The following is a 24,407-nucleotide window of genomic DNA, read 5'->3' as shown; positions in this document are numbered from 1 at the left end:
GGGGAAAGATTATGACGAAATTAGATGCAAAAAGTATTATCAATTATATTGGCAATGCTCCTAAAAAAACGCCAGTTAAGGTCTTTATTAAGGGACGACTTGATCAAATTAAGTTTCCAGAAGGAATCGACAATTTCACTGAAGTACATTCCGGAGTGATTTTTGGTGATTGGAAAGATGTTGAACCATTTTTAAAAGAAAATTACAACAAGATTCAAGATTATCGTATTGAGAATAATGCTAGAAATTCAGCTGTGCCTCTGATTGATATGAAGAAATTTGATGCGCGAATTGAGCCAGGTGCTATTATTCGAGATCAGGTAGCTATTGGTAAAAATGCAGTCATCATGATGGGTGCGATTATTAATATCGGTGCTGAAATAGGTGATGATACCATGATTGATATGGGGGTTGTTTTAGGTGGACGTGCAATCGTCGGCAAGCATTGCCATATCGGTGCAGGCAGCGTTTTAGCAGGCGTAATTGAACCAGCTTCTGCTACTCCAGTTAAGATTGACGACAACGTAGTAATGGGTGCCAATGCAGTAGTGATCGAAGGTGTCCATGTTGGTGAAGGTGCCGTAATTGCCGCTGGTGCAGTCGTAACTCATGATGTAGCACCACATACGATGGTAGCTGGCATTCCTGCTAAAGTAATTAAAAAGGTTGACGATCAAACTGAGAGCAAGACAGGACTAGAAGATAACTTGAGAAAGATTTAATTATGGCAGTTTTAACTGAAAGCGGGCTAATTCAAATTAGAAGGCATTTGCATGAAATTCCTGAATTAGCTTTACAAGAAAAAGAGACACATGATTATTTACTAGAAGTAATTAAGGGATTTAATTCAGAGTTTTTAACTGTAAAAGTACCAGAAGAATTACCAACAGCGATTTTGGTACTAATTAAAGGAAGCAATCCGCAAAGAACAATTGGTTATCGGACCGATATTGATGCGTTACCAGTTGAGGAGAAAACAGATTTACCTTTTTCGTCAAAGCATTCAGGAGTCATGCATGCCTGTGGTCATGATATTCACATGAGTGTTGCATTAGGACTACTTAGTTATTTCAGTGAAAATCAGCCTAAGGATAATATGCTGTTCTTTTTCCAGCCAGCTGAAGAAAGTGAAAGTGGCGGTAAAAAAGCATATGAAAGAGGAATCTTTCAGGGGAAGTTTAAACCTGATGAATTCTATGGCTTGCATGATAACCCTGAATTACCGGCTGGAACAATTGGTTGTCGTGAAGGTACATTATTTGCAGGAACTACTGAAGTTAACATTGATTTGGTTGGTAAGGGCGGTCATGCGGCTTTTCCGCAGAATGCTAATGACACTGTGGTGGCTGCTGCTAGTCTAATTATGCAAGTACAAACGGTTATTTCACGAAGTATCGATCCAATTCAAAGCGGTGTTATCACTTTGGGTAAGGTTAGAGCTGGAACTATTAGAAATGTAATCGCTGGACAGACTCGGATTGAAGGAACAATTCGCGGATTAACGCAAAAAATGATTCTGCAAATTGATCAACGGTTGCGTGATCTATGTGAAGGTATAGCTCGTAGCTATAACATGAAAGTAAATCTTGAGTTAAATCAGGGTGGTTATTGGCCAGTAGAAAATAATCCAGAGCTAACTAAAAACTTCATTAATTATATGAAGAATAATCCGGAAGTGGATTTTGTTGAAACTAAGCCAAAAATGACAGGAGAAGATTTTGGCTTCTTACTTGCCAAATTTCCAGGAACAATGTTTTGGCTAGGTGTTGGTGATCCAAATTCACAGCTGCATTCAGCAACTTTGAATCCAGACGAAAAGAGTATTATGCGCGGAGTTAACGCAATTAAGGGATTTTTAATCGATAGAATGGGGAACTAATATGGCTACATTAATTGATGCAGATTTATTGACGGCAATTGTGACGCCATTTGATGAGAATAAAAAGATTGATTTTGATAGTTTGGAAAAATTAACCAATTACTTAATTGAGCAAGGCTGTAATGGCTTTGTGATAGGTGGTACGACCGGTGAAACCCCGACTTTGACTCATGATGAAAAGATCGAATTGTATAAACACTTTGGTCAAATCGTTAATGGCCGTGCTGTTGTGATTGCCGGAACTGGTAGCAATAATACTGCTGAAACAATTAAATTTACCAATGAAGTGGCAGAAATTGACGGCATTGATTATGCATTGGTTGTTGTACCGCCATATAATAAGCCAAATCAACGCAGCATGGTTGCTCACTTTACTGCAGTGAATGACAACGTTAAGATGCCAATTTTAATCTACAATATTCCAGGCAGAACCGGCGTTAAGATGGAAAAAGAGACGGTTGTTCAATTATCTAAATTAGATAATATTAAGGGAATTAAGCAATGTGCATCCCTTGAAGAAATGGAATACATCATCGATCATAAAGCAGCAGATTTTCAAGTCTTTACCGGAGAAGATACCCAAGCCTTAACTGCAAGATTGCTCGGAGCAAATGGTGTCGTTTCCGTAGCCTCTCATATTTATACTAAAGAAATGCGCCGGATGTATGATGCTTTATATGAAGGAAAATATCCCGAAGCAGCAAGAATTCAACGTTGGTTAACGCCTAGAATGCAAGCTCTGTTCATGTATCCATCTCCATCACCAGTAAAGGCAGTTTTAAATGCACAAGGTTTTGAAACAGGAGATTGTCGTTTGCCTTTAGTTGCCTTGAATGATGAAGAAAAAGTAACTTTAGCCCAGCATTTAGGCTTAGAAGATAAAGCTTTATTGCAAAAATTGCCACTAGATTTAGGAAAGGACCTTGAAAATGACTAAAAAAGTATTAATTGCAGGTTTTACGGGGGCCATGGGGCAAAAAGCCGTGAATTTAGTTAACAATATGCCAGGCTTTGAAGTAGTTGCAGGACTTTCTCCAATTGCCGAAAATAATCCTGAACAATATCATTTGCCTGCAGACGCTAAAATTTTTAAGAGCCTAACAGAAATTCCTGATCATTTAGCAGACTTTTGGATCGACTTTACTACACCTAAGGCAGTATATGACAATGTAAAATTTGCATTGCAACATCATATTAGACCAATAGTAGGTACTACCGGTATGAGTGATGAGCAAGAAGCAGAACTGATTGAACTTTCAAGAAAAGAAAAAGTAGGCGGTCTGATTGCCCCCAATTTCGGAATGTCCGCAGTTTTGTTGATGAAATTTGCAAAAGAAGCTGCTAAATATTTCCCAGATGTTGAAATTATTGAAATGCATCACGCTGATAAAAAAGATGCTCCGTCCGGAACGGCGCTTGCTACAGCTAAGATGATTGCTGAAAATCGTCCTGAACATCAAACAGCACCAGATGAAGTGGAAACCTTGAAAAATGTTCGCGGTGGTGATTATCAAGGAATCAAGATTCATTCAGTTCGTCTGCCTGGCTATATTGCACATGAACAAGTATTATTTGGGGGACCAGGTGAAGCATTAACTATTCGTCAAGATTCATTTGATCGTGGCTCATTTATGAGTGGAGTAAAAGTGGCGTTAGAAAAAGTTGACCAATTAGATGAATTAGTAATTGGTTTAGAAAATATCCTTTAAAGACTAAGGGAGGAAAGATTATGCCGGAATTAGCTAATGATTTAGGTTTTAGCCAAAAAGTACAAAATGTCAAAGCCTCAGGAATTAGAATCTTTGATAATAAGGTTTCAACTATTCCAGGAATCATCAAATTAACTTTAGGCGAGCCTGATATGAATACGCCTGAACATGTTAAAGAAGCCGCAATTAAAAGCATCCAAAATAATGATTCACACTATGCTCCTCAAAAAGGAAAATTAGAATTGCGACAAGCTATTAGCAACTATTTAGATAAGACTATCGGCGTTAAATACGATCCAGAAACAGAAATTGTAGTTACAGTTGGTGCTACAGAAGCGATCAACGCTGCACTTTTTGCTATTACTAATCCTGGTGACAAGATAGCTATTCCAACGCCAGTCTTTTCATTATATTGGCCAGTTGCTACTTTAGCCGATGCCAGTTACGTGTTGATGAACACAACTGCAGATAATTTCAAATTAACGCCGCAAAAATTGACTGAGACTATTAAAGAAAATCCGACAATTAAAGCCGTGATTTTAAATTATCCAACTAATCCAACAGGCGTGGAATATACAGAAGATGAAATTAAGACTTTGGCTAAGGTAATTGAAGAAAATCATTTGTACGTTATTACTGATGAAATTTACAGTACTTTGACTTATGGTGTTGAGCATCATTCTATTGCTAGTTTGATTCCTGAGCGAGCAATTTATATTTCTGGTTTATCCAAGTCCCATGCGATGACTGGCTATCGTTTAGGATACATTACAGGACCTGCTAAAATTATGGATCAAATTGGTAAAGTACACGGCTTAATGGTAACAACGACAACTGATTCATCCCAAGCCGCAGCGATCGAAGCATTAGAAAATGGATTAAATGATCCAGTGGAGTATCGCAAAGTTTACCAAAAACGAAGAGATTTTGTCTTAGAAAAATTAAATAAGATGGGGATGCAAGCAGTAAAGCCGGAAGGAGCCTTCTACATCTTTACGAAAATCCCATCTCAATATGGTAAAGATGATATGCAATTTGCATTAGACTTGGCCTTCAAAGCTAAGGTAGGCGTAACTCCTGGTAGTGCCTTTGGTCCTGGCGGTGAAGGTTATGTAAGATTGTCATATGCATCTAGCGATGAGAACTTACAAGAAGCAATGAAGAGAATGAATGATTTTTTACAAGAGGTTGAATAAAAATGGTTAGAGAATATAATGTTGCAATTTTAGGAGCTACGGGTGCTGTTGGTAGAAGAATGATTGATCAATTGGCTAAGTCAACTATTCCGGTAAAAAGTATAAAGTTATTAGCCTCATCACGTTCAGCTGGTACTGTATTAAAGTTTAGAGATCAAGATTTAACTGTTGAGGAAACTACACCAGAATCCTTCGATGGCGTTGATTTAGTTCTTTCATCAGCTGGCGGTGCAGTATCAAAGAAATTTTTACCAGAAGCTGTTAAGCGCGGTGCAGTTTGTGTAGATAATACCAGTGCTTTTAGAATGGAACCAGATGTCCCATTAGTTGTACCAGAAGTAAATCCAGATGCATTGAAAGAACATCACGGTATTATTGCCAATCCAAATTGTTCAACCATTCAAATGGTGATGGCCTTGGAACCAATTAGAAGAAAGTTTGGTTTGAAGCAAATTATCGTTTCAACTTATCAAGCAGCTTCCGGTGCAGGTCAAGCCGCAATTGAAGAATTAAAAAAGGAAGCACAAGATTATTTAGATGGCAAAGATATGCAAGCAGATGCACAGATTTTGCCAACTAAAGGTGATAAGAAGCATTATCCACTAGCATTTAACCTTTTACCACAAATTGATGTCTTAGAAGATTCTGGTTATTCTCATGAAGAATGGAAGATGATTCATGAAACCAAGAAGATTATGCTTAACGACATGAACGCTAAAGACATCAAAGTCACTGCAACTTGTGTTAGAGTCCCTGTTCCAATTGCTCACGGTGAAAGTGTATACTTCACTGTTGAAGATGAAAGTGCAACAACTCAAGATATCATGGCTGCAGTTGCTGACTTCCCAGGTGTTGTGCTTGAAGATGATATTAAACATCAAATTTATCCTCAACCTATTAATGCAGCAGGTAAGCGCGAGACTTTTGTGGGTCGTATTCGTCCTGACTATGAAAATCCAGGTGCATTTAATATGTGGATCGTAGCTGATAACCTCTTAAAGGGTGCAGCTTGGAACACTGTTGAAAATGCGGAATACTTAGTAAAAATGAATTTGATCTAAAACTAAAAAGAAAAAAGCACAAATATTGTTTAGTAGGCAATATTTGTGCTTTTAATTTTGTGGTAGAATATGTCAGGATTAAACGGCAGAGGAGGATTTTTTAGATTGAAGTCAAAAAAGATAATGTTAGCCATTGCATTTTTATCTTCATTTATTTTTTTAGGTAATAGCGCAACAGTTAATGCCAAGACATATTCCAATAGTCAATTACGTAAATATGCTATTAAAACAATGAATAAGCATCATTTACGCGGCACGATTGAAATTGTTAAGGATGGACATCGTCAAACAGTTAATGTTGGTTATGGCTACTACAGACGTAAAATTAAAAATGGTAATAAGAAATTATTATATCCTGTTGGCTCATTGCAAAAATCTGTAACAGCGGCAATTATTACGCAGTTAATTTATCAAAAAAAGTTTTCACAAAATACTAAAATCTCACGTTGGTATCCAAGATTAAAGCAGGCTAAGCATATTACAGTAGGTCAATTAATGACCCATACTTCAGGAATTAATGTGATTGGTACCGAGTCTAGTCATGGTATTAATTTCTCTGAAAATGGCGCAATTAATTGGACTGTTGCTAAGGCCAATGCTACATCTCACACCAAGCGGGGAGCTTTTAATTATAATAATGCCAATTATGTTTTGCTTGCAGGTATCATTCGCAAAGTAACCGGTAAATCTTATGCAGCAAACGTAAAAAACAGAATTATTAAATCACTTCATTTAAAGCATACATATGTTTATCAAAATATTCCTCGTTCAAAGACAGATGCTATTTCATATCTTTATCGTCATGGTAAAAACTATCAAAGCGCTTCTTATGCTAATAGATATGTAGTGTCTCAACTTCCAGGTGCGGGAAACTTATTCTCTACCGCTGGTGATTATTATAAGATTCAACGAGGATTGCATAATGGCAAAGTTTTAACTGAGAAGAAATTCAATTATTTAAGTCATTTAAAATCCAAAGTTAATACATACTCTGGCGGTTTTTATTTAAAAGATGGTGGTAAACTGAAATTGGCTTATGGTAATTTTGGAGATACTCATTTTACTAATTGGATGCAACTTACTACAGACAATAAAAATGGAATTGTGATGTTTTTAAATCAGCCATACGGTAGTAAAAATCAAATTAAAAGCGTAGGTTATAGCATTTTAAAGCATATTAAATCTGACACTTTCATTAAAAGATAGAGGCAAAAGATGAAAACAGGAGATCAATTTACTGATTGGGCAATTGAATTACAGAGCATTGCTCAAAATGGTTTGAAATATGGTCATGATGTCTTTGATCGTGAACGATATGAACAAATTCGTCAAATTGCGGCTGAAATGATGACTGTTAAAACAGGGATGCCAATTGAAAAAGTTAAAACTTTATTTTGTGGTGATGAAGGCTATCAAACTCCAAAAATAGAGACGAGAGCCGCAATTTTTAAAGATGATCAGATTTTGTTAGTTCATGAGAAACTATCTGACGATTGGTCACTTCCAGGTGGTTGGTGTGAAGCTAATCTTTCTACCGAAGAAAACTGTATTAAGGAAGCAAAAGAAGAATCAGGCAGAGATGTCAAACCAATTAAATTGATCGCTTTACAAGATCGAAATAAACATAATAAGCCAATTCGAGCTACTGGAATTATAAAAGCTTTTTATTTGTGCAAGGTAATAGGTGGCGAATTCGAAAAGAACATTGAAACTACAGATTGTCGTTACTTTTCATTAAATAATCTGCCTAAGTTATCACTTGGTCGAAATACGCCTGAACAAATAAAGATGTGTTATGAGGCATCCAAAGATCCCAATTGGCAAACTGTTTTTGATTAACGAAAAAGCAAGATGGAAAAATCCATCTTGCTTTTTTCATCTGTGATTTTTTGGCATCTTGGGCCGCTGATCAAATAATTCTCCAATAAGTTTGAAGAAACCGTAGATAATTAATAAAATTCCCATTATCAGGATAGATTTGCGATCGAATGCTCGTGGATTAATGATGACGATAATTCCTAAGGCAAAGGCGATAACTGCTTCCGTAGCCACGACTGTGATCCGGAATACGCCTGATATTCTATGAAGAATTAGTTGCCGCAGTCTGACATAAGAATAAATAATTAAAAATATTCCCAAGAAATAGTGAGCTAAGAAGATTAACAAACGATTATTAGAAATTAAAGCCGTTGATAGAGCAAAAACAACTAAGTATGAAATAATAAAGAACTGTTTCTGCTTCTCTTTTAAACTAGAATTTGCCGTATCTAAAATTTGATGGACACTAAAGCCAATTCCAGCAAATGCTACTAGAACACCAAAAGCACGTAATGCATATTGAGGCATGGTTAAACTGATGATACCCAACACTACCAGGATCCAACCAACGATTGTATCAGTCGAAAACAGTACTTTAGTTAGATGGCGACTTTTGATTGTTTGCCAAATTGATGAAAACAAGGAGCCAAAAACGAAGCGTGTTCTACGAGAAGAATTTGTAAATGACAGCAGAATAGCCCCAAAACCACCGAAACCATTTTTATCTAATTCGTTGATCTTGGTAGCGCCACTTGCGCCTAGTGCAGCAAATAAATCATTGGTTAGAGATTCGCGTTCTTCAAGCGTTGCGTTTCCAATCCATTGGTTGATTAGTTGATTGTAAACTTTTGATTGCGGATTTCTATGCCTTTTAGTATCAAAGCTCGAACCAATGATTTGCCAACTGAAAGTATCATGTTGACTCAAATTATTGCGCGTACTATTCACAATAGTTGGATGGATTCCTTCAGGTTCAAATAAGCGGCCGATAACGCTAAACTCTGGCACAAATCTTCTTAACGTGTTTTGTAGATATTTTAATGGAAGCTGTGCACCTACTTCTTCAGCGATACCAGGAGAATCAAAAGTGTAGATCCGCTTAATTCGTTTACGAAGTTTGGGCTCAATATTAATTGCAGCATATTCGGCTAAATTGCCACCTTTTGAGTGACCACAAAGATAATAATCTTGATCGTCCGCTTTTAAAATACGTTCGAGTAATTTAACTGCTTGCTTTTGTGCAACAGTAATTCTGAAACTAATTTCAAAGTCTTCTTTCCAACCGATAAGTGAATCATCTGTACCACGAAAGGCGACGAAATTAGTTCCATCAGTTAATTCGATTTTAATGGCACTAAATTGAGTATGTTCAGTTAACGTGCTAGTAAAATAAGATAATTGCGCCTTTTTAAAACGCTCGGCTCGTGCCATTAATTTAAATAGTTCTTGATATTGCAAATTATCATTACGTGGGTGATCATCTGCAAAATAGAGCTTAGCTGCTTCATCTACAGTAATTGTTTTAGCATCGCCACTAACAATATCATGCAATTCAAGATAAGAAAAAATAGATAAAACAAGTGCATCAATATCATTGAAAGGCGATGTACTAAAGTCAATGTCTCCACGCCATTTTAAATATGTAAGAATATTATTATCTGGATACATGTTTTACCTCTTCAAATGAAAAAACTATAATCCCCTCTACAATTTTAACGTAACTATTGAGAGATAGTGTAACAAAAAACTTTTTTAGCTATTTAGCAACATTCGTTATTTTATACTATAATAAAAACAGGTAGAAGGGGATTCAACTACCTGTAATGATGGATTATAATAAGGACTTATAGAAATTATAACCCGCACATAAGTATATCAGTTATTGATAGTTAATGGTATACTTATATCTTTACATTTTTTGAAAAAATTACTCTTGTATGTATTGTACAATATGTATGAGGGCGTTTTTTTATTTTAAAAGGGGAATTTTTATGTTAAAAGATGGAATATATGATGCTGAAGCAAGAGGCATGGCAGGCTTTGTTAAAGTGAAGTTAACTGTTAAGGATCAAAAAATCGTGGCAGCTGATTTAGATTTATCTACTGAAACGCCACAATATGGTCAAAAAGCAGAAAAGCAGCTTGAAAATGAAATTCTGACTAAGCAATCTGCAGATATCGATGCGGTAAGTGGTGCAACTTTTACTTCAAATGGAGTTAAAGAAGCAGTTACGGATGCTCTAAAGCAAGCAAAAAAGTAGAGGAAGATTAATGCACGTTACAACATACTTTGTTATTGGAGCAATTATCATCTTGATTATTGCCCTTTTTCGTTCGGAGCATAAATTTGAATTTTTGAAGGCGGCAATTCTATTTCTTGCTCAAATTTTCTTTAGTACAGTTAACTTTTTGCTCTTTTTTGTAATTGCATATTTCATGATGCAGGATAAGGATCATGTGAATTTAGGGAATCTCTTCTTGTTGCTGGCGGCATTTGTGGTACTTTCCGGGATGTTTATCTATTGGGGAATGCGAGTGGCCGCTCATGTTTTCAAGTTTTCGACGACGACTTTGACTTTGGTTGAATATTATATTCAATGGTCGCTGATTTATGTGACAGTTTATCAGGCAATTTTCAGCAATATTAAGCATATCAGTACGATTACTCACTTCATTAGAGTAGGTAATTTCCTAGATCCGAATTTGCTAGTGGTTGTCGTTTTACCTTCATTTATTTCGGCGTGGATTGCCGTGATTTTATATAAAAAGTTTATTAAGGCAATTTAATTAAAAAGCATCCCAATTCCGGGATGCTTTTATTGTTCATGGTAATGTTATTACTTAGTTCTCTCAAGAATTTCATCCATCTTTTGGAAGAATAATTCCTTGTTTGCTTTAGTAACGATGTCAACTTCACGACCGTTAGGATCACGTCTAAAGCTACCAGCACTCATTCCATCAGTAATAACTGTAGCCTTAGCTTTTTCAGTTTTAACAACTTCTGGATACAATGCACTAACTGTAGTAAGTACATCCCAAAGGTAAAGTTCAGCAGAAGGGATTGAGATAATTAGGCTGTAGCCTTGGCCAACTAAATCCATAGCTGGATATTTGCGTAAACTTGCCCAGTGTTGCCGCAATTCATCATTTAATGGGATCTCTTCAGTACTTTCAAGGCCCACCATTTGAATTGAAATATTGGAATCAAAAACGCGTTTAACAGCGTATGGATCCCAGAATGAATTCCATTCCTGACTGCCATCTGCGTTAACCATGGCTACGTTACCATGATCATCAAGAGAGCCGCCCATCCAGTAAAGTTTTTTGATATGTTTTTCAATATCTAGGTCAACATCAAGAGCACGTGCTAAGTCAGTTAAAGGACCGGTCATAATTAATGTGACTGGTTCTTTTGCATGCTTAAGTTTTTCAACCATATCAAGGTGAGCAGGTAATTCAGCTTGTGGAGTATCGATCGAACCCTTTTCGTTTAAGATAGGTAAATAATTAAAGGAATATGTAGCCATGCGCCAGTCGTGTGGGAATTGGTTGACAGCTCTTGAATTTGAACGGGCAACTGCTAATTTATCTCCGCGCAGATTAAAAAGATCAGTCATCTTACGGCATGCTGCAACAGAGGGATCGATAAAACCGTCGGCATCGATTGCACCGACACCTAACAATTTGATATCAGGAGCTTGCAAAAGAAGCAGGTAAGATACTAAATCGTCAATGTTACCATCATGATTAAAATATATTTGTTTCATTTTTTGAACCTTTCTAACTAATTACATTCATTTTAGCATGTCTAATTAACAAGAAATATTTTAATTTAAGATATTTGTAAAACCGCTTACATTAATCTTATAATAAGAATATTGATATACACAGAAAGGCAATAACTATGAAACAAATTAAAATGGGACCATCTACGCTTTCCATTCCGGCTATGGCATTAGGCATTATGCGGATGAATCAAAAAAGCGTAACAGAAGCGGCGGATGCAATTAGTGCAGCTTATGAAGAAGGAATTAACTTTATCGATTCAGCCGATATATATGGCGGTGGAAAGTCAGAAACAGTTTTTGGGCAGGCACTAAAAGAAACAAAGATTGGCCGAGATAAGCTCTTCATCCAATCTAAAACAGGGATTGTACCAGGCAAGCGATATGATTTTTCTGAAAAATATATTTTGACTGCTGTAGATGGCATCCTAGACAGAATGCAGGTTGACTACTTAGATAGCTTGGTTCTGCACCGGCCCGATATTTTGATGGATCTAGAGGAGGTAGCGGAGGCTTTTGATACATTGCAGGCACAAGGGAAGGTGCGCTTCTTTGGTGTTTCTAACTTTAATGCTAGTGAAATTGAATTGCTTAAAACAGCAGTGACTCAGCCAATTATGTTTGACCAATTGCAGTTTGGCTTGATGCATACGGGGATGCTTGATAGTATTGTTCATACCAACATGACCGATGAAAAGTCAGTAGATCATGATGGCCAAACGTGGAATTACTTATTGCGGCACAGAATAACATTGCAGTGCTGGTCACCATTCCAATATGGTATGTTTGAAGGAACCTTTATCAATAATTCGAAGTTTCCGCAATTAAATGAAGAATTAGAAAAGTTAGCCGAACATTATCAAGTAGGTAAAAATGCAATTGCAGCCAGTTGGATTTTGCGTTGTCCTGGACAGATTCAAATCTTGGTTGGTTCAATGAATCCTCAGCATATTGCGGATTCAGCGGCTGGTAGCGACATTCAATTAACTAAGCAAGAATGGTACGATTTGTATTTAGCAGCCGGTAATGATTTGCCATAATAAGTTAAAAAGGCCAAATGAAAAGAGTTAGATGAATTTCACCTAACTCTTTTTTTAGTAATTAAGATAATTATTTTAATCTAAATCTTTACCGTTTGATTTGATGACCTTCTTGTACCAGAAGAATGAATCCTTACGTGAACGAGCCAAAGTACCTTCACCGGCATCATTCTTGTCAACGTAGATAAAGCCGTAACGCTTGTCCATTTGACCAGTACCAGCAGAAACCAAGTCGATGCAGCCCCATGGAAGGTAACCCATTAAGTCAACACCGTCGAGTTCAACAGCCTTTTCCATTTCTGAAATATGGTTTCTCAAGTAGTCGATTCTGTAGTCATCGTGAACCTTGCCGTCTTCAACCTTGTCGTAAGCACCAAGACCATTTTCAACGATGAACAATGGCTTGTGGTAACGATCTTGCAATTGGTTTAAGGCAATTCTCAAACCTTCTGGATCGATTTCCCAGCCCCAGTCACTACGCTTCAAAGTAGGGTTCTTAGCTACAGCTTTAGCTAAATCAGTTAAATCATCAGGCTTAACTTTTTCGCTTGAAACAGTAGTAGTTTGGTAGTAACTAAAGCCAACATAATCAACTGTACCTTCCTTTAAGACAATTCTATCTTCATCAGTGATGTCAGGACGGTAGCCATTTCTTTCGATATAAGCTTCAACAGCATTTGGATATTCGCCAAAAACATGAACGTCTGAGAACCAATCACGGCGTTGCTCCCACTTGTCAGCTAATAATACATCATCACTTGATGGAGTAAGTGGACGAACAGGTGAGTAGTTGATCATACAACCAATTTGGAAGTTAGGGTTGATCTTGTGACCAATCTTAACTGCTAATGCAGAAGCAACTAATTCATAGTGACCAGCTTGATACATTGCAGCTTCTTTATCCCTGTCAGTCATGTCATCTTTGAAAAGAATACCAGAATTAGTAGCCATTAAGAAGTCATTGTTAAATGCTGATTGGTTATCAATTTCATTGAAAGTCATCCAGTACTTAACCTTGTTCTTGTAACGCTTGAAGCAAACTTCTGCGAAATGTACGAAGAAGTCAATTACTTTACGGTTGGTAAAACCACCATAGTTCTTAGCCAAATTGAATGGCATTTCAAAGTGGGAGAGGGTAATTACAGGTTCAATGCCGTATTCATGACAGGTATCAAATAAATCGTCATAAAATTTTAAACCTTCTTCATTAGGTTCTTTTTCATCACCGTTAGGGAAAATTCTAGTCCAGGCAATAGAAGTTCTGAAAGCCTTAAAGCCCATTTCTGCCATTAACCTGATGTCTTCCTTGTAGTGGTGGTAGAAATCAATTGCTGAGTGGTTAGGATAGTTCTTACCTGGAAGAACACCATCAGTAATTTCACGTGGCTTAGTAGCGGAACCGACTGTCATAACATCGGCAACGGAAACTCCTTTGCCGCCTTCTTTCCAAGCACCTTCAAGTTGGTGAGCAGCTACAGCACCACCCCATAAAAAGTTTTTTGGCATTTTTGCTGAATACATTAATTATTCCTCTCTTTCTGTATGTAACTGGAAACGTTTACAATAGTCATTCTGACACAGTGTATTTTTAAAATCAAGTTGAATTTAGTCACCGTTGACTGTTAAGGCGCCTCGATCATAGCGATTGCGCGATTCTGATAATTCAAAGGGACGGCCGTCTTCTAAAAACGCTTTTTGTTGAATACATAAAACGGGATCGTCGATGGCACAGTCAAGATATTTCATATCGTAGGCATCAGATTTTTCTGCGGTAATGATCCGATCGTCCTTGCCAATTTTAAGCCCCAGCTCATTTTGAATATAGGAGTAAACTGATTTGTGCAGAATATCCATTGTGATTCCGGGGATGCGCTTAATCGGCATGACGGTATATTCCAACCTAGCTGGTTTTCCATTTAAGATACGTTGTCTAATAATGTCATAAACCTCATCATTTTTGTCTAGACATAAAGCTTTGCATTCTTCAGCGCTCGGCCGTCGAATATTAAACGAAATTACATTGCTAGTTAATAGAAAGGCGCTATTGACATGTCTGGTGAAGCCGGTATGTTCGTTGACACCAGAGTTAAGAAAAATATCAGGAATCGACTTGCTAGTAATGAAGGTACCGTGTCCCTTGACAGCTTTGATTAATTTTTTGCTTTGCAAAATTTTAAGAGCATGAACAATAGTTACTCGGCTAGTATGATATTTCTTAGCCAAATCAAATTGCTCAGGCAACTGTCTAACATACTTCTTTTCAATAATATCTTTTTCTATATCATTGGCTATTTCTTGATAACGACTCAAGGGTAAGCCTCCTCTCTATTGTAAAGGGAAATGTTTCATTGCTATTTTACCAGTTTTCTTTATCGTTGTGTAAGCGGTTGCTAATTTTTTGTACAAAAATTGTAAGCAATTTCATAAGTAAAGTGGTATGCTTTACATGTAGCTTGTATGTATTTGAAAAGGCATACAAGTGATACATAATATTTAGTGATGGGAAAACAAAAGTATATATTTTTGTTTACAAAACAATGAAAGCGTTTTATAATAATTGGCGTAGATCAATAAAAGAAATTTAAATATAAAACGTAATGATCAGGAGGATTTTATATTATGGCTGAACAAACTATTATGTTAAATTGTAGTGCAGGTATGAGTACTTCACTTTTGGTAACTAAGATGCAAGAAGCTGCTAAGGAACAAGGCATTGATGCAGAAATCTTTGCTTGCCCAGCTTCAGAAGCTGATGACAAAATGGATCAAAAAGAAATTGACTGTGTCCTTCTTGGGCCTCAAGTAAGCTACATGAGAGGTGACTTTGAAAAGAAGGTTAAAGGTAGAGGCAAGGACGGCAAGGACATTCCTTTAGATGTTATTAACATGCAAGACTATGGCATGATGAACGGTAAGAACGTTTTGGCTCAAGCCGAAAAAATGATTAAGGGTTAATTGACTAATTAAAGGAGAGACAGATTTATGGCAGAAGAAAAGCAAACTCCAGAGCAAAAGGAACAAGAAACATTAATGGCTGCTATGGGCCTTATTGCTAATGGTGGTAACGCAAAAAGTTTAGCCTTTGAAGCAATTCGTCTTGCTAAAAAAGGCGATATTGAAGGCGCACGTGAAAAGCTTAAGGAAAGTGACAAGTCACTTCTTGAAGCTCATAATTCACAAACCAATATGCTTACCAAAGAGGCACAAGGTGACCATATGCATGTCACTTTATTAGTGGTACACTCACAAGACCACTTGATGAACGCTATTACCTTTAGGGACTTAGCTGGAGAAATGGTAGATCTTTATGAAAAGCTATATGAGTCTGGCTCTCTTAAGAAATAATAAAAGTAATCGCTATAAAAATAGATCTCACGAAAAAGTGGGATCTATTTTTTTACGCAAAAATGCTAAAATGAAAATAATTAAGTTTAGATTGAGAGAAGAAATATGAATCAAAAAGAAGTCGAAAGAGAAAAAGCAGAAGTAGCACGGACTAAGCACCGAGAAAGTATTAAGTACATGTATTTTAGTCGGTATTTGATGATTAGATATATTGTAACCATCTTTTTATTTTGTAATTTGATGTGGTTTATTATTAGTGCATATTATGGTTCACGATTTGGAATTTTTGCTGCGCTAATTGTGGGAGTTTATTCTGCTGTAGCTAGTTTTGAGCAGTTATCTAAGATGCACAATCGTAAGCGTGACATTCCAATTACTAGAATATATTTATACGTCCAGATGGCAGTTAATGCATTGCTGGCAATCGGTTTGTTTACTCCACTTAAAAAGATGATTTTTCCATTTGTAATTAACAATGATATTTTGTATTTCATGGTTGCTTTCCTGTTAATCGGAATTGTTTTAGCGGCTTTATGCGAATTCAGAATTCATCAAATTTTGAACGATAAGGATCGTTATTACCGTGTAATTGAAGTTTTCAAGAAGCATCAACAATAGATTATATGAAGAAACTTATAAATAACTATAAGTTTTTTTATTTTGTCCAAAAGCCCGTGATAATGGGAAAAGTAAAGACTTTTGATTTCAACGGTATACCGTATGTAAAGAAAAAGCGTTTACATAAGAAATCGCTTTCGATATAATAAAGTTGTTCAGATTTGATGAATGTTTCAGAAATATTGAGGGGGAAAAGAATATGGCTGATTCTAATTCAGCTTCTTTCAAAGATAAGATTGCGGCAAAAGCCGGGAAATTTGCCTCATCACGCTTTGTTAGAGCTATCATGGACGCTGGCTATAGCGTTATTTCATTTTCTATTATCGGAGCAATATTCTTAATTTTAACTGTATTACCACAAGCATTTCCAATTCCTGGATTTGCTGAATTTTATGCAAATACTTTGGGTCGTTTTACCAACTTATTCCAAGTTGTTTACAATGCTACTATGGGTATTTTGGCATTGATCTTTGCCGGTACTTTTGCATATTCATATACAAATATTTACCGTCAAGAAGAAAAACTTGATTTGGTACCAATGAACGGTTTATTAATGTTCTTAATGGCCTTTTTCATTACTGTACCAGAACTTGTTTGGAAGAATGGTTCAATTCAATTTGTTACTATTCTTACTAAGGCTAAGATGGTTGCTGGTGGTTATGAAGCTTCAACTGGTGGTATTACTAGAATTGCCTCAGTTGGTATCTTTACCGGTTTGGTAGTTGCTTGGTTAACAGTTCAAATCTACCGTTACACGGTTAAGCATAACTGGAGAATTAAGATGCCTGCATCTGTTCCAGCTGGTGTATCTAACTCATTCAGTGCTTTGATTCCAGGTTTCTGTATTGCTTTAACTGTTGCAGTTATTGAATTGATTTTGGTAACTTTAGGAACTGATATCTTCAAGGTTCTTTACATTCCATTCTCATTCATTAGTAATATCGCTGATACTTGGTGGGGATTCCTCATCATTATCTTCTTGATCCACTTCTTATGGTGGTTTGGTATTCACGGTGCCACAATTATGAGTGCTTTCTATACGCCAATTGTTTTGGCTAACATGGCTGCTAACGTAAATGGTGCTTCACACTTCTTCGCTGGTGACCCAATGAACTCATTCGTAATTATTGGTGGTTCTGGTGCCACTTTAGGTATGGCTATCTGGCTTGCCTTTGGTTCACGTTCAGTCCAATTAAAAGAAATTGGTAAGGTTGAATTAGTCCCAGCTATCTTTAACATTAACGAACCAATTCTTTTCGGTTTACCAATCGTTTATAACATTAACTTATTGATTCCATTTATTTGTGCTCCGCTTGCTTCAGGTATTATTGGTTATGTTGCTGTAACTACTCATTTAGTACCTAAGATCATCGTACAACAACCATGGCCAACTCCAGTTGGTTTGAGTGGTTTCATCGCAACTGCTAGTTGGCAAGGTGCCGTTCTTTCAGTAGTTTGTGCGATCGTTGCATTCTTGATCTGGTTCCCATTCATTAAGCACTACGACAATGTATTGCTTAAGCAAGAACAAGCAGATACTGCTAAGAATTAATAAATTAAAAAATTAAAATAAAACTTTGTTAACTTTGAACGATAAAAAACGTTGTCTAATCTGGCAACGTTTTTTTGATTAATTAAAAATTCAGTTCATATTAATTTAGTTAACTTTAAGTAGTAATTCATAATTGGCAACAAATTTGAAAAGAGCAGTAGACGAAAAGATGTTGACGAGTATTATTGGGTATTTAAATTGAATAAGAAAGGAAGAGTAATATGCATGAAGCAGAAACGTATTATTTAATTAATTAGCATTGATACTCAATTTAACCAATACCAGCATTGATCCATAAAAAAGACCGTAATTCAAACGAACTACGGTCTTTTTCATGCTGAGAGGGTGATTCTAAGCAGCCATATTGGCATAAACGTTGTCACCCATACGTTTTAATTCTTTTCTAGCGCCCATCTTAAGCTGCCAGTTATAGAACAAGGTCTGTAACTTACCATGCTTTTCACGGTCAAAGCTGAGCATATCTTCACTGAAGGTAATCTTTACGCCTTCGGCATTATCTTCAGTTACATACTTAATCTGGAGCTCAAGACGGCTAGTCTTGAAGTGAGCACCATAGACCTTGTTACGCTCATAATCGGTAATTTCAACCTTAGCACCGTCCATTTCGTACTTAGTACCCTTGCTTAAAACAACGGGCATATCATTGCCTCTAGCTTTTTTAATAGCAGGGATTAGTTGTTCTTCTAAATAATCAAAGAAATCTTTAGCTTTAAAGTTGAATTGTCTTGTAATAGTTATCAATTTTTTTCTTCTCTCTATTTCTATATTACTTATATCTTAATTATATTTATTTAAAAAAATAGAGTCTAGCTTTTTCATAAGTTAGGCTCTATTTTAGGATTAAATTAGTCTAAATCTTCACCGTTTGATGAGATGACTTTCTTGTACCAGTAGAATGAATCCTTAGGGTAACGCTTAAGTGATCCATTGCCACGATCATCACGATCGACATAGACGAAGCCATAACGTTTCTTCATTTCACCGGTACCGTTAGATACTAAATCAATTGCCGACCAAGTAGTGTAGCCCATTAAGTCAACGCCATCAATTGTAACGGCATCCCTCATAGATTTGATTTGACTACGCAAGTAATTAATACGGTAATCATCATGGACCTTGCCGTCTTTTTCTAAAGTGTCGGCGGAGCCTAAACCATTTTCAACTACCCAGAGAGGCTTGTGGTAACGGTCCCAGAGATCATTAAGAGCAATTCTTAAAACATCTGGGTCAGTTGCCCAACCCCAGGCATTACTTTCAAGGTAAGGGTTCTTAACGCCACCTGCGCTAACATTACCAGATGCTTTAGCTTCTGCTTCATGAGTAGTTAAAACATTTGAAGTGTAGCAGGAGAAACTTAAGAAGTCAGCAGGGTACTTAGCGATCAATTCGTAATCCTCTGGAGTATCATCCAGCTTAATTCCATCGCGTTCATACTTCTTTAAACGATATTCTGGATAGTGACCACCAGTTTGAACATCACTATAGAAAAGCATATCTTGCTTTACTTCCATAACTTTAATTTGATCCTTAGGATCACAAGTGTATGGGTAGTAAGCAGAGTAGGCTAACATTTGGCCAACGCGATTATTTGGATCGATTTCGTGAGCCAACTTAACTACTTTAGCACTTGCTACAAATTGATTGTGGGCACCTTGGGCACGATTTTGTTCACTACCATCGATTAGGCCACCGCCCATGTATGGAGCCATATCCATCGCGTTAATTTCGTTAAAAGTAAGCCAGTATCTAACTTTGCCTTTGTAATGATTCATTACAATATTTGAATAATGAACAAAAGCATCGATTAAACGACGATCTTTCCAGCCACCGAAGCGAGTGATTAAAGAGAGGGAAGTTTCGTAGTGAGATAAAGTAACTAATGGTTCAATACCATACTTAGCACATTCATCGAATACCTTGTCGTAAAATGCTAATCCTTCTTCATTAGGCTTTTCATCATCGCCATTTGGTAAAATTCTGGACCAGTTCATTGATAAACGGAAAACATCAAAGCCCATGTCTGCCATATATTTAATATCTTCCTTGTAATGGTGGTAAAAGTCTGTACCTTGGTGACTTGGGTAGTAGTAACCATCAAGCAGAGTAGGAACTGCACCTTCAGGCAGTTTGAAGTCTTTGCCCCAAACTAGGGGAGTAGCACCTGTTTCACCATTAGGCTTCTTCCAAGTTACTTTACGTGGTTCAGTAGCTGAACCATTAGTTAAAACATCAACGGCATTTAAGCCTTTGCCGCCTTCATCATATCCGCCTTCATATTGGTTAGCAGCGGTAGCGCCGCCCCAAGTAAATTCTTTTGTGAATGCCATATATTACCTCTAAAAACGATTATTATCTAATAGTACATAATCACGTGTATCATAACGATTCTTGCTGACAGAATATTCGATAGGTTGACCATTAGTAAGCCAAATAATCTGTTCCAATTCGAGAATAGGATCATCTTTTTTAGCATTTAAATATTTTTGATCATATTCGTCTGCTTTATTAGCTCGAATCTTACGATAGGCGTGTCCAAATTTTAAATTAAGATTCTTATGAATGTAGTCATAAATTGATTTATGCAAAATGTTTTTATCAAGATCAGGAATTAATTTAACCGGCATGTAAGTATGCTCAAGGATAAGTGGTTTATCATTATAAAGTCTTAAACGAACAATATTATAAATCGGTTCTGTTTTTTTGATTTCAAGATTCTTTTGCATTTGTTCATCAGGAAATTCTACGGAGAAATGAATAATTTGACTCTTAATGGCATCTTTACCCATTTGATTTCTTAAACCAATGAATGCGTTAGCTGGAGCATCAACTTTTTCCTTAATTGGAATTTCTCCAGTAACGAAGGTGCCAAGTCCGGATTGTTTATAAACCAGACCCTGTCGTTCAAGACCATCAAATGCTTTTTTGACAGTTAAGCGACTGACATTAAATTCTTGAGCAAATGTCTCTTGATCGGGAAGAGGCTCTTGCTTATTGTAGATGCCTTGTTTAATTCTTTTTCTTAATTCATTTGCTACTTCTAGATATTTTGCCTTTGCCATGTTTTTCCATTCTATTTCTATATTAGATTTATATTTTTATTATATAGCAAAGTCTATACTTTAGTAAAAAAGAGACATTATTTTACTCTTTTTATAGCTTAACAACGTCTCTTTTTATGAATTATTTCAAATCTTTAATACCTTGATCAATTGCATCATCACAGTCAATAGGGAGTCGTAAAACCATTTGACCATCGATTTCAATTCCTTTAGGGATTTGGATAACACCAGGGAAGTGATATCCATGATGAGCTTTGGTTTCATCATCTAAGTATACAGATACTTGGCCATCGGCTTTGACGCCAATTTTATAATGATGACCGTCACGATCAAATTCATTTACAATTTTTTCTTCATTATTCAATTTTAAATACCTCTTTTATTATTTAGTTTCGTTTGCTTGTTCACGTTTAAGTAAGATATTGTCATACTTCTTAGCAAATGGCCAATAGATCAAAGTAGAAATTACTAGAGTACATGCTTGCCAAATGGCCATCTTCCAACCTCCGATTAGGAATCCGGAAATAACAGCTGGCGTAGTCCAAGGTGCAGCCATACCATTTAATGGTGGAACAATACCAAATCTGATTACGCAGTAAGTAGAGATAGCTACGACAATTGGAGTTAAGAAGAATGGAATTGCAAGGAATGGGTTCATAACGATAGGCATACCGAAGAGGAATGGTTCGTTAATGTTGAAGATACCAGGTACTAATTCCAATTTACCTAATGATTTCATTTGTGCTGATTTAGCAGCAATTAAGATGAAGATAACTAAACCGATAGTAATACCAGAACCAGTTAAGTTAATAAAGTTGTTGTAGAATTCGTTAGTAACAACGTGAGCACCGTTGGCAATAGTTAATTTGCCGGCTCTGTATAATTGAGCGTTGTCAAATGAGTTTGCTTGAAGAAGTGAACCAGCAATGGAACCAACAATCAAACCACCGTGAACACCGAAGAACCAGAAGAATGGTACTAAGAAAGCGATAACAACTGCACCACCAAATGAATCTGATACACCTTGTAATGGTGATTGAATGGTTTTGTATACCCATTGTAAGAAGTCAGTGTGTGCAAAGTTATTAAATGCACCGAAGATAAGCATAGTAACAGTTAAGATTACACCAGCTGGAATCATAGCAGTAAATTGGTTAGATACTGCAGGTGGAACTTGCTTAGGAAGCTTAATAGTCCAACCAGCTTTCATCATTGCTGAGTAAGCCCAACCAACAATCAAACCTACGATAATGGCAGCGATCATACCGTCACCACCAAGCCAATTGATGTTGATAACACCAGTTACAGGAGCTTCCAAGAATGTTTGTAAAGCATGAGGTAACTTATCAATATTTTCAGCAACTACCTTGCCGCTCATTTGACCGTTATTGATACCGGAAGTTAAAGCGGCTTTTAATGGGCTGTCGATTGCTAAAGTTTGGAGCATTAAGAAGGAAGCACATGCGGTAAGCCCACCAGCTAATGGTTCATAGCCTTCATTTTTGACATAAATATAAGCAATACCAATTGAGCCCCAAAGTGCCATAATGTTAAAAGTTGTGGTGTAAGCTTGATTGAAAATTGCCCCCCAACCAGAAGCATTAATTGCATTAGCCACTGCTGGAATAGGGATGTTGGATAAAATTAAGAAAATAGAACCAACAATAATGAATGGCAAAGTATAAATCATACCATTCTGTAAAGCAACAATAGCTTTAGTATTAACAAATTTCATAATAGGTGGCAGAATTTTGCTGTTCACAAAATTACTGAACCCAGATTGTTTTTGATCAGTCATTATAATTCATCTCCATTATCTTTAAGTACCTTTTGAAACCAATAGAATGATTTCTTAGGCACACGTTTTAAATCTTTTAAATCGTGGTTTGATCTGTTGACGTAAACAGCACCGTAGCGTTTTTCCATATCAGCATGAGAACTTGGAATATCAATTAATCCCCAGCCGAGATAACCAAGCACCTTGGCGCCGTCATCGAAAATAGCATCTTTCATTGCTTTGATATGGTCGCGGTGATAAGCAATACGCTCATCATCTTCAATCATATGCTCACCGTCCCAAGTTTCCTTGAGGCCGATACCATTTTCAATAGGGAAAATAGGAATACGGTAGTAGTTGTACATTGTAGTAATTGCATTCCTAAATCCTAGTGGATCAATTGCCCAGCCCCAATCGTTTGTCTTAACATATTTGGACTCAACTCCGCCCTTGTTAAGGTAATGGTTAGGAGCTTCACCCTCAGGAATTTTATCGCTAGATAAAACCCAGGATGAATAGTAAGAAAATGCTAGGAAATCAGCTTTAGCTTTCTTCATAATTTCTTTATCTTCATCTGTAATGTCCATTTGAATGCCATGATTTTTGACATATTGCATTACTTCTGGTGAATAGCCGCAGCCGTTGTCAGCATCGTAAATATTAAAGTTTAAAAACTCTTGTACTTGCTTTGCTGCCCAAACGTCTTCAGGTTTACTCGTTGCTGGATAAATTTGTTGGTAAGCAAGCATTCCACCAATTTTTACGTCTGAGTGATTTTCGTGGATGTAATTTGCTAATTGAATATGACACATCATCGTATGGTGGAAGATAGTGTACATATCATCCAAACTTTTATCTCCAGATTCGTAACCTGAAATATTAAAAACTTCATCTTGGAAATATAGATTATGCTCGTTGAAGACAATCCAATATTTCACTCGATCACTGAAATGGTCGATCATTTTTTTACCAAAACGGACAAAGGCGTCAACTACGTGCCGTGACATAAAACCGTTGTACTTTTTGGCTAAATTAAGCGGCATATCAAAGTGGTAAAGACAGATCATTGGTTGAATGCCACGTTTAAGCATTGCATTAACTAATCGATCATAGAAGTCAATACCTTTTTGATTGAAGTCGCCGTCTCCATCAGGACAAACACGAGACCATGAAATTTGAATACGATACATGTTCATGTTCATGTCCTTCAGTAAGTCGAGGTCTTCGTCATATCTATGATATTCATCAATTGCTACATGCCAGTCACTAGTATTGTCAGTAGCAGGTCGGACATCATAGACTGAAAGCCCCTTGCCATCTTCATTCCATGCACCTTCAGTTTGCATACTGGAAACTGAGTTGCCCCAAAGGAATGTGGATGGCAATTTGCGCTTTTCAGTCATCTAGATCTTCTCTCCTCTCTGTAAGTGCTTTCATTTTTTACACAAATAAGTATAGCATAATGCATGCAAAAATAAATAGCTTTTTAATTAAAAATCTATACTTTTTATAATTGCAAAATAAAAAGCCCATTATATTGGGCCTTT

Annotated in this window: 25 protein-coding genes; 15 read left to right on the top strand and 10 right to left on the bottom strand. The window is 36.7% G+C overall.

All coding sequences use genetic code 11. From position 1 onward, the window contains the following. Positions 1-11 precede the first annotated feature (11 nt). From dapD to B5E95_RS03885, 8 genes are all read left to right on the top strand, one after another. Positions 12-722, top strand: a complete 711-nt coding sequence (dapD, locus tag B5E95_RS03920; RefSeq protein WP_087235621.1) for a 2,3,4,5-tetrahydropyridine-2,6-dicarboxylate N-acetyltransferase — start codon at positions 12-14, stop codon at positions 720-722. A 2-nt stretch (positions 723-724) separates the two neighbouring features. Continuing rightward, positions 725-1,879 (top strand): N-acetyldiaminopimelate deacetylase, encoded by a 1,155-nt coding sequence (locus B5E95_RS03915; protein ID WP_087235620.1) that lies wholly within the window; start codon positions 725-727, stop codon positions 1,877-1,879. A 1-nt stretch (position 1,880) separates the two neighbouring features. Next, positions 1,881-2,816 carry a 4-hydroxy-tetrahydrodipicolinate synthase gene (gene dapA / locus B5E95_RS03910; protein WP_087235619.1) on the top strand — a complete coding sequence of 312 codons (936 nt, stop codon included), beginning with the start codon at positions 1,881-1,883 and terminating at the stop codon, positions 2,814-2,816. Next, positions 2,809-3,588 (top strand): 4-hydroxy-tetrahydrodipicolinate reductase, encoded by a 780-nt coding sequence (gene dapB, locus B5E95_RS03905; RefSeq protein ID WP_025006158.1) that lies wholly within the window; start codon positions 2,809-2,811, stop codon positions 3,586-3,588. The genes dapA and dapB overlap by 8 nt, the downstream gene beginning before the upstream one ends. 20 nt (positions 3,589-3,608) lie before the next feature. After that, positions 3,609-4,784 carry an aminotransferase class I/II-fold pyridoxal phosphate-dependent enzyme gene (locus tag B5E95_RS03900; protein ID WP_087235618.1) on the top strand — a complete coding sequence of 392 codons (1,176 nt, stop codon included), beginning with the start codon at positions 3,609-3,611 and terminating at the stop codon, positions 4,782-4,784. A 2-nt stretch (positions 4,785-4,786) separates the two neighbouring features. Then, complete coding sequence (locus B5E95_RS03895) at positions 4,787-5,845, top strand: aspartate-semialdehyde dehydrogenase (protein WP_087235617.1); 1,059 nt, start codon at positions 4,787-4,789, stop codon at positions 5,843-5,845. A 105-nt stretch (positions 5,846-5,950) separates the two neighbouring features. Continuing rightward, the gene (locus tag B5E95_RS03890) at positions 5,951-7,051 is read left to right on the top strand and encodes a serine hydrolase domain-containing protein (RefSeq protein WP_241146312.1); all 1,101 of its coding nucleotides are present in this window, start codon (positions 5,951-5,953) and stop codon (positions 7,049-7,051) included. 9 nt (positions 7,052-7,060) lie between these two features. Beyond that, complete coding sequence (locus B5E95_RS03885) at positions 7,061-7,684, top strand: NUDIX hydrolase N-terminal domain-containing protein (protein WP_087235615.1); 624 nt, start codon at positions 7,061-7,063, stop codon at positions 7,682-7,684. Between the two features lie 36 nt (positions 7,685-7,720). Here B5E95_RS03885 and B5E95_RS03880 read toward each other — a convergent pair whose 3' ends face one another. Further along, a complete protein-coding gene (locus B5E95_RS03880; protein WP_087235614.1) occupies positions 7,721-9,331 on the bottom strand; it encodes an Mbeg1-like protein in 1,611 nt (536 codons plus the stop codon). A gap of 323 nt (positions 9,332-9,654) precedes the next feature. Here B5E95_RS03880 and B5E95_RS03875 point away from each other — a divergent pair, with 323 nt between their 5' ends. Together B5E95_RS03875 and B5E95_RS03870 are read left to right on the top strand one after the other, a co-directional pair. Beyond that, a complete protein-coding gene (locus B5E95_RS03875; protein ID WP_025006152.1) occupies positions 9,655-9,924 on the top strand; it encodes an FMN-binding protein in 270 nt (89 codons plus the stop codon). Between the two features lie 10 nt (positions 9,925-9,934). Beyond that, on the top strand, positions 9,935-10,450 hold the full coding sequence (locus B5E95_RS03870) for an SA1002 family membrane protein (protein ID WP_087175821.1): 516 nt from the start codon (positions 9,935-9,937) through the stop codon (positions 10,448-10,450). Positions 10,451-10,500: 50 nt separating this feature from the next. Here B5E95_RS03870 and B5E95_RS03865 read toward each other — a convergent pair whose 3' ends face one another. Further along, positions 10,501-11,430 carry a nucleoside hydrolase gene (locus tag B5E95_RS03865; protein WP_087235613.1) on the bottom strand — a complete coding sequence of 310 codons (930 nt, stop codon included), beginning with the start codon at positions 11,428-11,430 and terminating at the stop codon, positions 10,501-10,503. Positions 11,431-11,567: 137 nt separating this feature from the next. On the opposite strand from B5E95_RS03865, the gene B5E95_RS03860 reads away from it, so the two are divergent. Then, the gene (locus tag B5E95_RS03860; protein WP_087235612.1) at positions 11,568-12,488 is read left to right on the top strand and encodes an aldo/keto reductase; all 921 of its coding nucleotides are present in this window, start codon (positions 11,568-11,570) and stop codon (positions 12,486-12,488) included. A gap of 75 nt (positions 12,489-12,563) precedes the next feature. Here B5E95_RS03860 and B5E95_RS03855 read toward each other — a convergent pair whose 3' ends face one another. Further along, a complete protein-coding gene (locus B5E95_RS03855; protein WP_087235611.1) occupies positions 12,564-14,009 on the bottom strand; it encodes a 6-phospho-beta-glucosidase in 1,446 nt (481 codons plus the stop codon). 84 nt (positions 14,010-14,093) lie between these two features. Further along, complete coding sequence (locus B5E95_RS03850; protein WP_025006149.1) at positions 14,094-14,798, bottom strand: GntR family transcriptional regulator; 705 nt, start codon at positions 14,796-14,798, stop codon at positions 14,094-14,096. A gap of 309 nt (positions 14,799-15,107) precedes the next feature. Between B5E95_RS03850 and B5E95_RS03845 the strand changes: the two genes are divergently transcribed. The 4 genes from B5E95_RS03845 to celB all read left to right on the top strand — a co-directional run bounded on the left by B5E95_RS03845 (position 15,108) and on the right by celB (position 18,003). Next, positions 15,108-15,443, top strand: a complete 336-nt coding sequence (locus B5E95_RS03845) for a PTS sugar transporter subunit IIB (RefSeq protein ID WP_087175826.1) — start codon at positions 15,108-15,110, stop codon at positions 15,441-15,443. A 27-nt stretch (positions 15,444-15,470) separates the two neighbouring features. Next, positions 15,471-15,833: a PTS lactose/cellobiose transporter subunit IIA gene (locus B5E95_RS03840; RefSeq protein WP_014918983.1), complete on the top strand. Its 363-nt coding sequence runs from the start codon at positions 15,471-15,473 to the stop codon at positions 15,831-15,833. 105 nt (positions 15,834-15,938) lie between these two features. After that, positions 15,939-16,451 carry a PTS cellobiose transporter subunit IIA gene (locus tag B5E95_RS03835; RefSeq protein WP_087235610.1) on the top strand — a complete coding sequence of 171 codons (513 nt, stop codon included), beginning with the start codon at positions 15,939-15,941 and terminating at the stop codon, positions 16,449-16,451. Positions 16,452-16,650: 199 nt separating this feature from the next. Next, on the top strand, positions 16,651-18,003 hold the full coding sequence (gene celB / locus B5E95_RS03830) for a PTS cellobiose transporter subunit IIC (protein WP_087235609.1): 1,353 nt from the start codon (positions 16,651-16,653) through the stop codon (positions 18,001-18,003). A 351-nt stretch (positions 18,004-18,354) separates the two neighbouring features. Here celB and B5E95_RS03825 read toward each other — a convergent pair whose 3' ends face one another. The 6 genes from B5E95_RS03825 to B5E95_RS03800 form a co-directional block, all read right to left on the bottom strand. Then, positions 18,355-18,765 (bottom strand): DUF3284 domain-containing protein, encoded by a 411-nt coding sequence (locus B5E95_RS03825; protein ID WP_025006145.1) that lies wholly within the window; start codon positions 18,763-18,765, stop codon positions 18,355-18,357. Positions 18,766-18,869: 104 nt separating this feature from the next. After that, positions 18,870-20,351 (bottom strand): family 1 glycosylhydrolase, encoded by a 1,482-nt coding sequence (locus B5E95_RS03820; protein WP_087235608.1) that lies wholly within the window; start codon positions 20,349-20,351, stop codon positions 18,870-18,872. Positions 20,352-20,360: 9 nt separating this feature from the next. Continuing rightward, positions 20,361-21,083 carry a GntR family transcriptional regulator gene (locus B5E95_RS03815; protein ID WP_087235607.1) on the bottom strand — a complete coding sequence of 241 codons (723 nt, stop codon included), beginning with the start codon at positions 21,081-21,083 and terminating at the stop codon, positions 20,361-20,363. Between the two features lie 121 nt (positions 21,084-21,204). Further along, a complete protein-coding gene (locus B5E95_RS03810) occupies positions 21,205-21,447 on the bottom strand; it encodes a hypothetical protein (protein ID WP_013437702.1) in 243 nt (80 codons plus the stop codon). Positions 21,448-21,465: 18 nt separating this feature from the next. Further along, entirely contained in the window at positions 21,466-22,881 is a 1,416-nt protein-coding gene (locus tag B5E95_RS03805) for a PTS sugar transporter subunit IIC (protein WP_014565767.1), read from the bottom strand. Continuing rightward, positions 22,881-24,263 (bottom strand): glycoside hydrolase family 1 protein, encoded by a 1,383-nt coding sequence (locus B5E95_RS03800; protein WP_087235606.1) that lies wholly within the window; start codon positions 24,261-24,263, stop codon positions 22,881-22,883. Before B5E95_RS03800 ends, B5E95_RS03805 begins: the two co-directional genes overlap by 1 nt. Positions 24,264-24,407 lie beyond the last annotated feature (144 nt).

The organism is Lactobacillus gallinarum (assembly GCF_002160635.1).
In the GTDB taxonomy this organism is placed as follows: Bacteria; Bacillota; Bacilli; order Lactobacillales; family Lactobacillaceae; genus Lactobacillus; species Lactobacillus gallinarum.
Note: the sequence above shows the minus strand (reverse complement) of the source record. Positions and strands in the feature narration are given on the sequence as shown.

Bases quoted from the DNA above. Each gene is read 5' to 3' on its own strand.
- B5E95_RS03820 (WP_087235608.1), bottom strand. From the start codon at position 20,351: ATGGCATTCACAAAAGAATTTACTTGGGGCGGCGCTACCGCTGCTAAC.
- B5E95_RS03885 (WP_087235615.1), top strand. From the start codon at position 7,061: ATGAAAACAGGAGATCAATTTACTGATTGGGCAATTGAATTACAGAGC.
- dapD (WP_087235621.1), top strand. From the start codon at position 12: ATGACGAAATTAGATGCAAAAAGTATTATCAATTATATTGGCAATGCT.
- B5E95_RS03880 (WP_087235614.1), bottom strand. From the start codon at position 9,331: ATGTATCCAGATAATAATATTCTTACATATTTAAAATGGCGTGGAGAC.
- dapA (WP_087235619.1), top strand. From the start codon at position 1,881: ATGGCTACATTAATTGATGCAGATTTATTGACGGCAATTGTGACGCCA.
- B5E95_RS03865 (WP_087235613.1), bottom strand. From the start codon at position 11,430: ATGAAACAAATATATTTTAATCATGATGGTAACATTGACGATTTAGTA.
- B5E95_RS03875 (WP_025006152.1), top strand. From the start codon at position 9,655: ATGTTAAAAGATGGAATATATGATGCTGAAGCAAGAGGCATGGCAGGC.
- B5E95_RS03835 (WP_087235610.1), top strand. From the start codon at position 15,939: ATGAATCAAAAAGAAGTCGAAAGAGAAAAAGCAGAAGTAGCACGGACT.
- B5E95_RS03855 (WP_087235611.1), bottom strand. From the start codon at position 14,009: ATGTATTCAGCAAAAATGCCAAAAAACTTTTTATGGGGTGGTGCTGTA.
- B5E95_RS03845 (WP_087175826.1), top strand. From the start codon at position 15,108: ATGGCTGAACAAACTATTATGTTAAATTGTAGTGCAGGTATGAGTACT.
- B5E95_RS03800 (WP_087235606.1), bottom strand. From the start codon at position 24,263: ATGACTGAAAAGCGCAAATTGCCATCCACATTCCTTTGGGGCAACTCA.
- B5E95_RS03915 (WP_087235620.1), top strand. From the start codon at position 725: ATGGCAGTTTTAACTGAAAGCGGGCTAATTCAAATTAGAAGGCATTTG.
- B5E95_RS03815 (WP_087235607.1), bottom strand. From the start codon at position 21,083: ATGGCAAAGGCAAAATATCTAGAAGTAGCAAATGAATTAAGAAAAAGA.
- B5E95_RS03805 (WP_014565767.1), bottom strand. From the start codon at position 22,881: ATGACTGATCAAAAACAATCTGGGTTCAGTAATTTTGTGAACAGCAAA.
- celB (WP_087235609.1), top strand. From the start codon at position 16,651: ATGGCTGATTCTAATTCAGCTTCTTTCAAAGATAAGATTGCGGCAAAA.
- B5E95_RS03860 (WP_087235612.1), top strand. From the start codon at position 11,568: ATGAAACAAATTAAAATGGGACCATCTACGCTTTCCATTCCGGCTATG.
- B5E95_RS03870 (WP_087175821.1), top strand. From the start codon at position 9,935: ATGCACGTTACAACATACTTTGTTATTGGAGCAATTATCATCTTGATT.
- dapB (WP_025006158.1), top strand. From the start codon at position 2,809: ATGACTAAAAAAGTATTAATTGCAGGTTTTACGGGGGCCATGGGGCAA.
- B5E95_RS03840 (WP_014918983.1), top strand. From the start codon at position 15,471: ATGGCAGAAGAAAAGCAAACTCCAGAGCAAAAGGAACAAGAAACATTA.
- B5E95_RS03900 (WP_087235618.1), top strand. From the start codon at position 3,609: ATGCCGGAATTAGCTAATGATTTAGGTTTTAGCCAAAAAGTACAAAAT.
- B5E95_RS03895 (WP_087235617.1), top strand. From the start codon at position 4,787: ATGGTTAGAGAATATAATGTTGCAATTTTAGGAGCTACGGGTGCTGTT.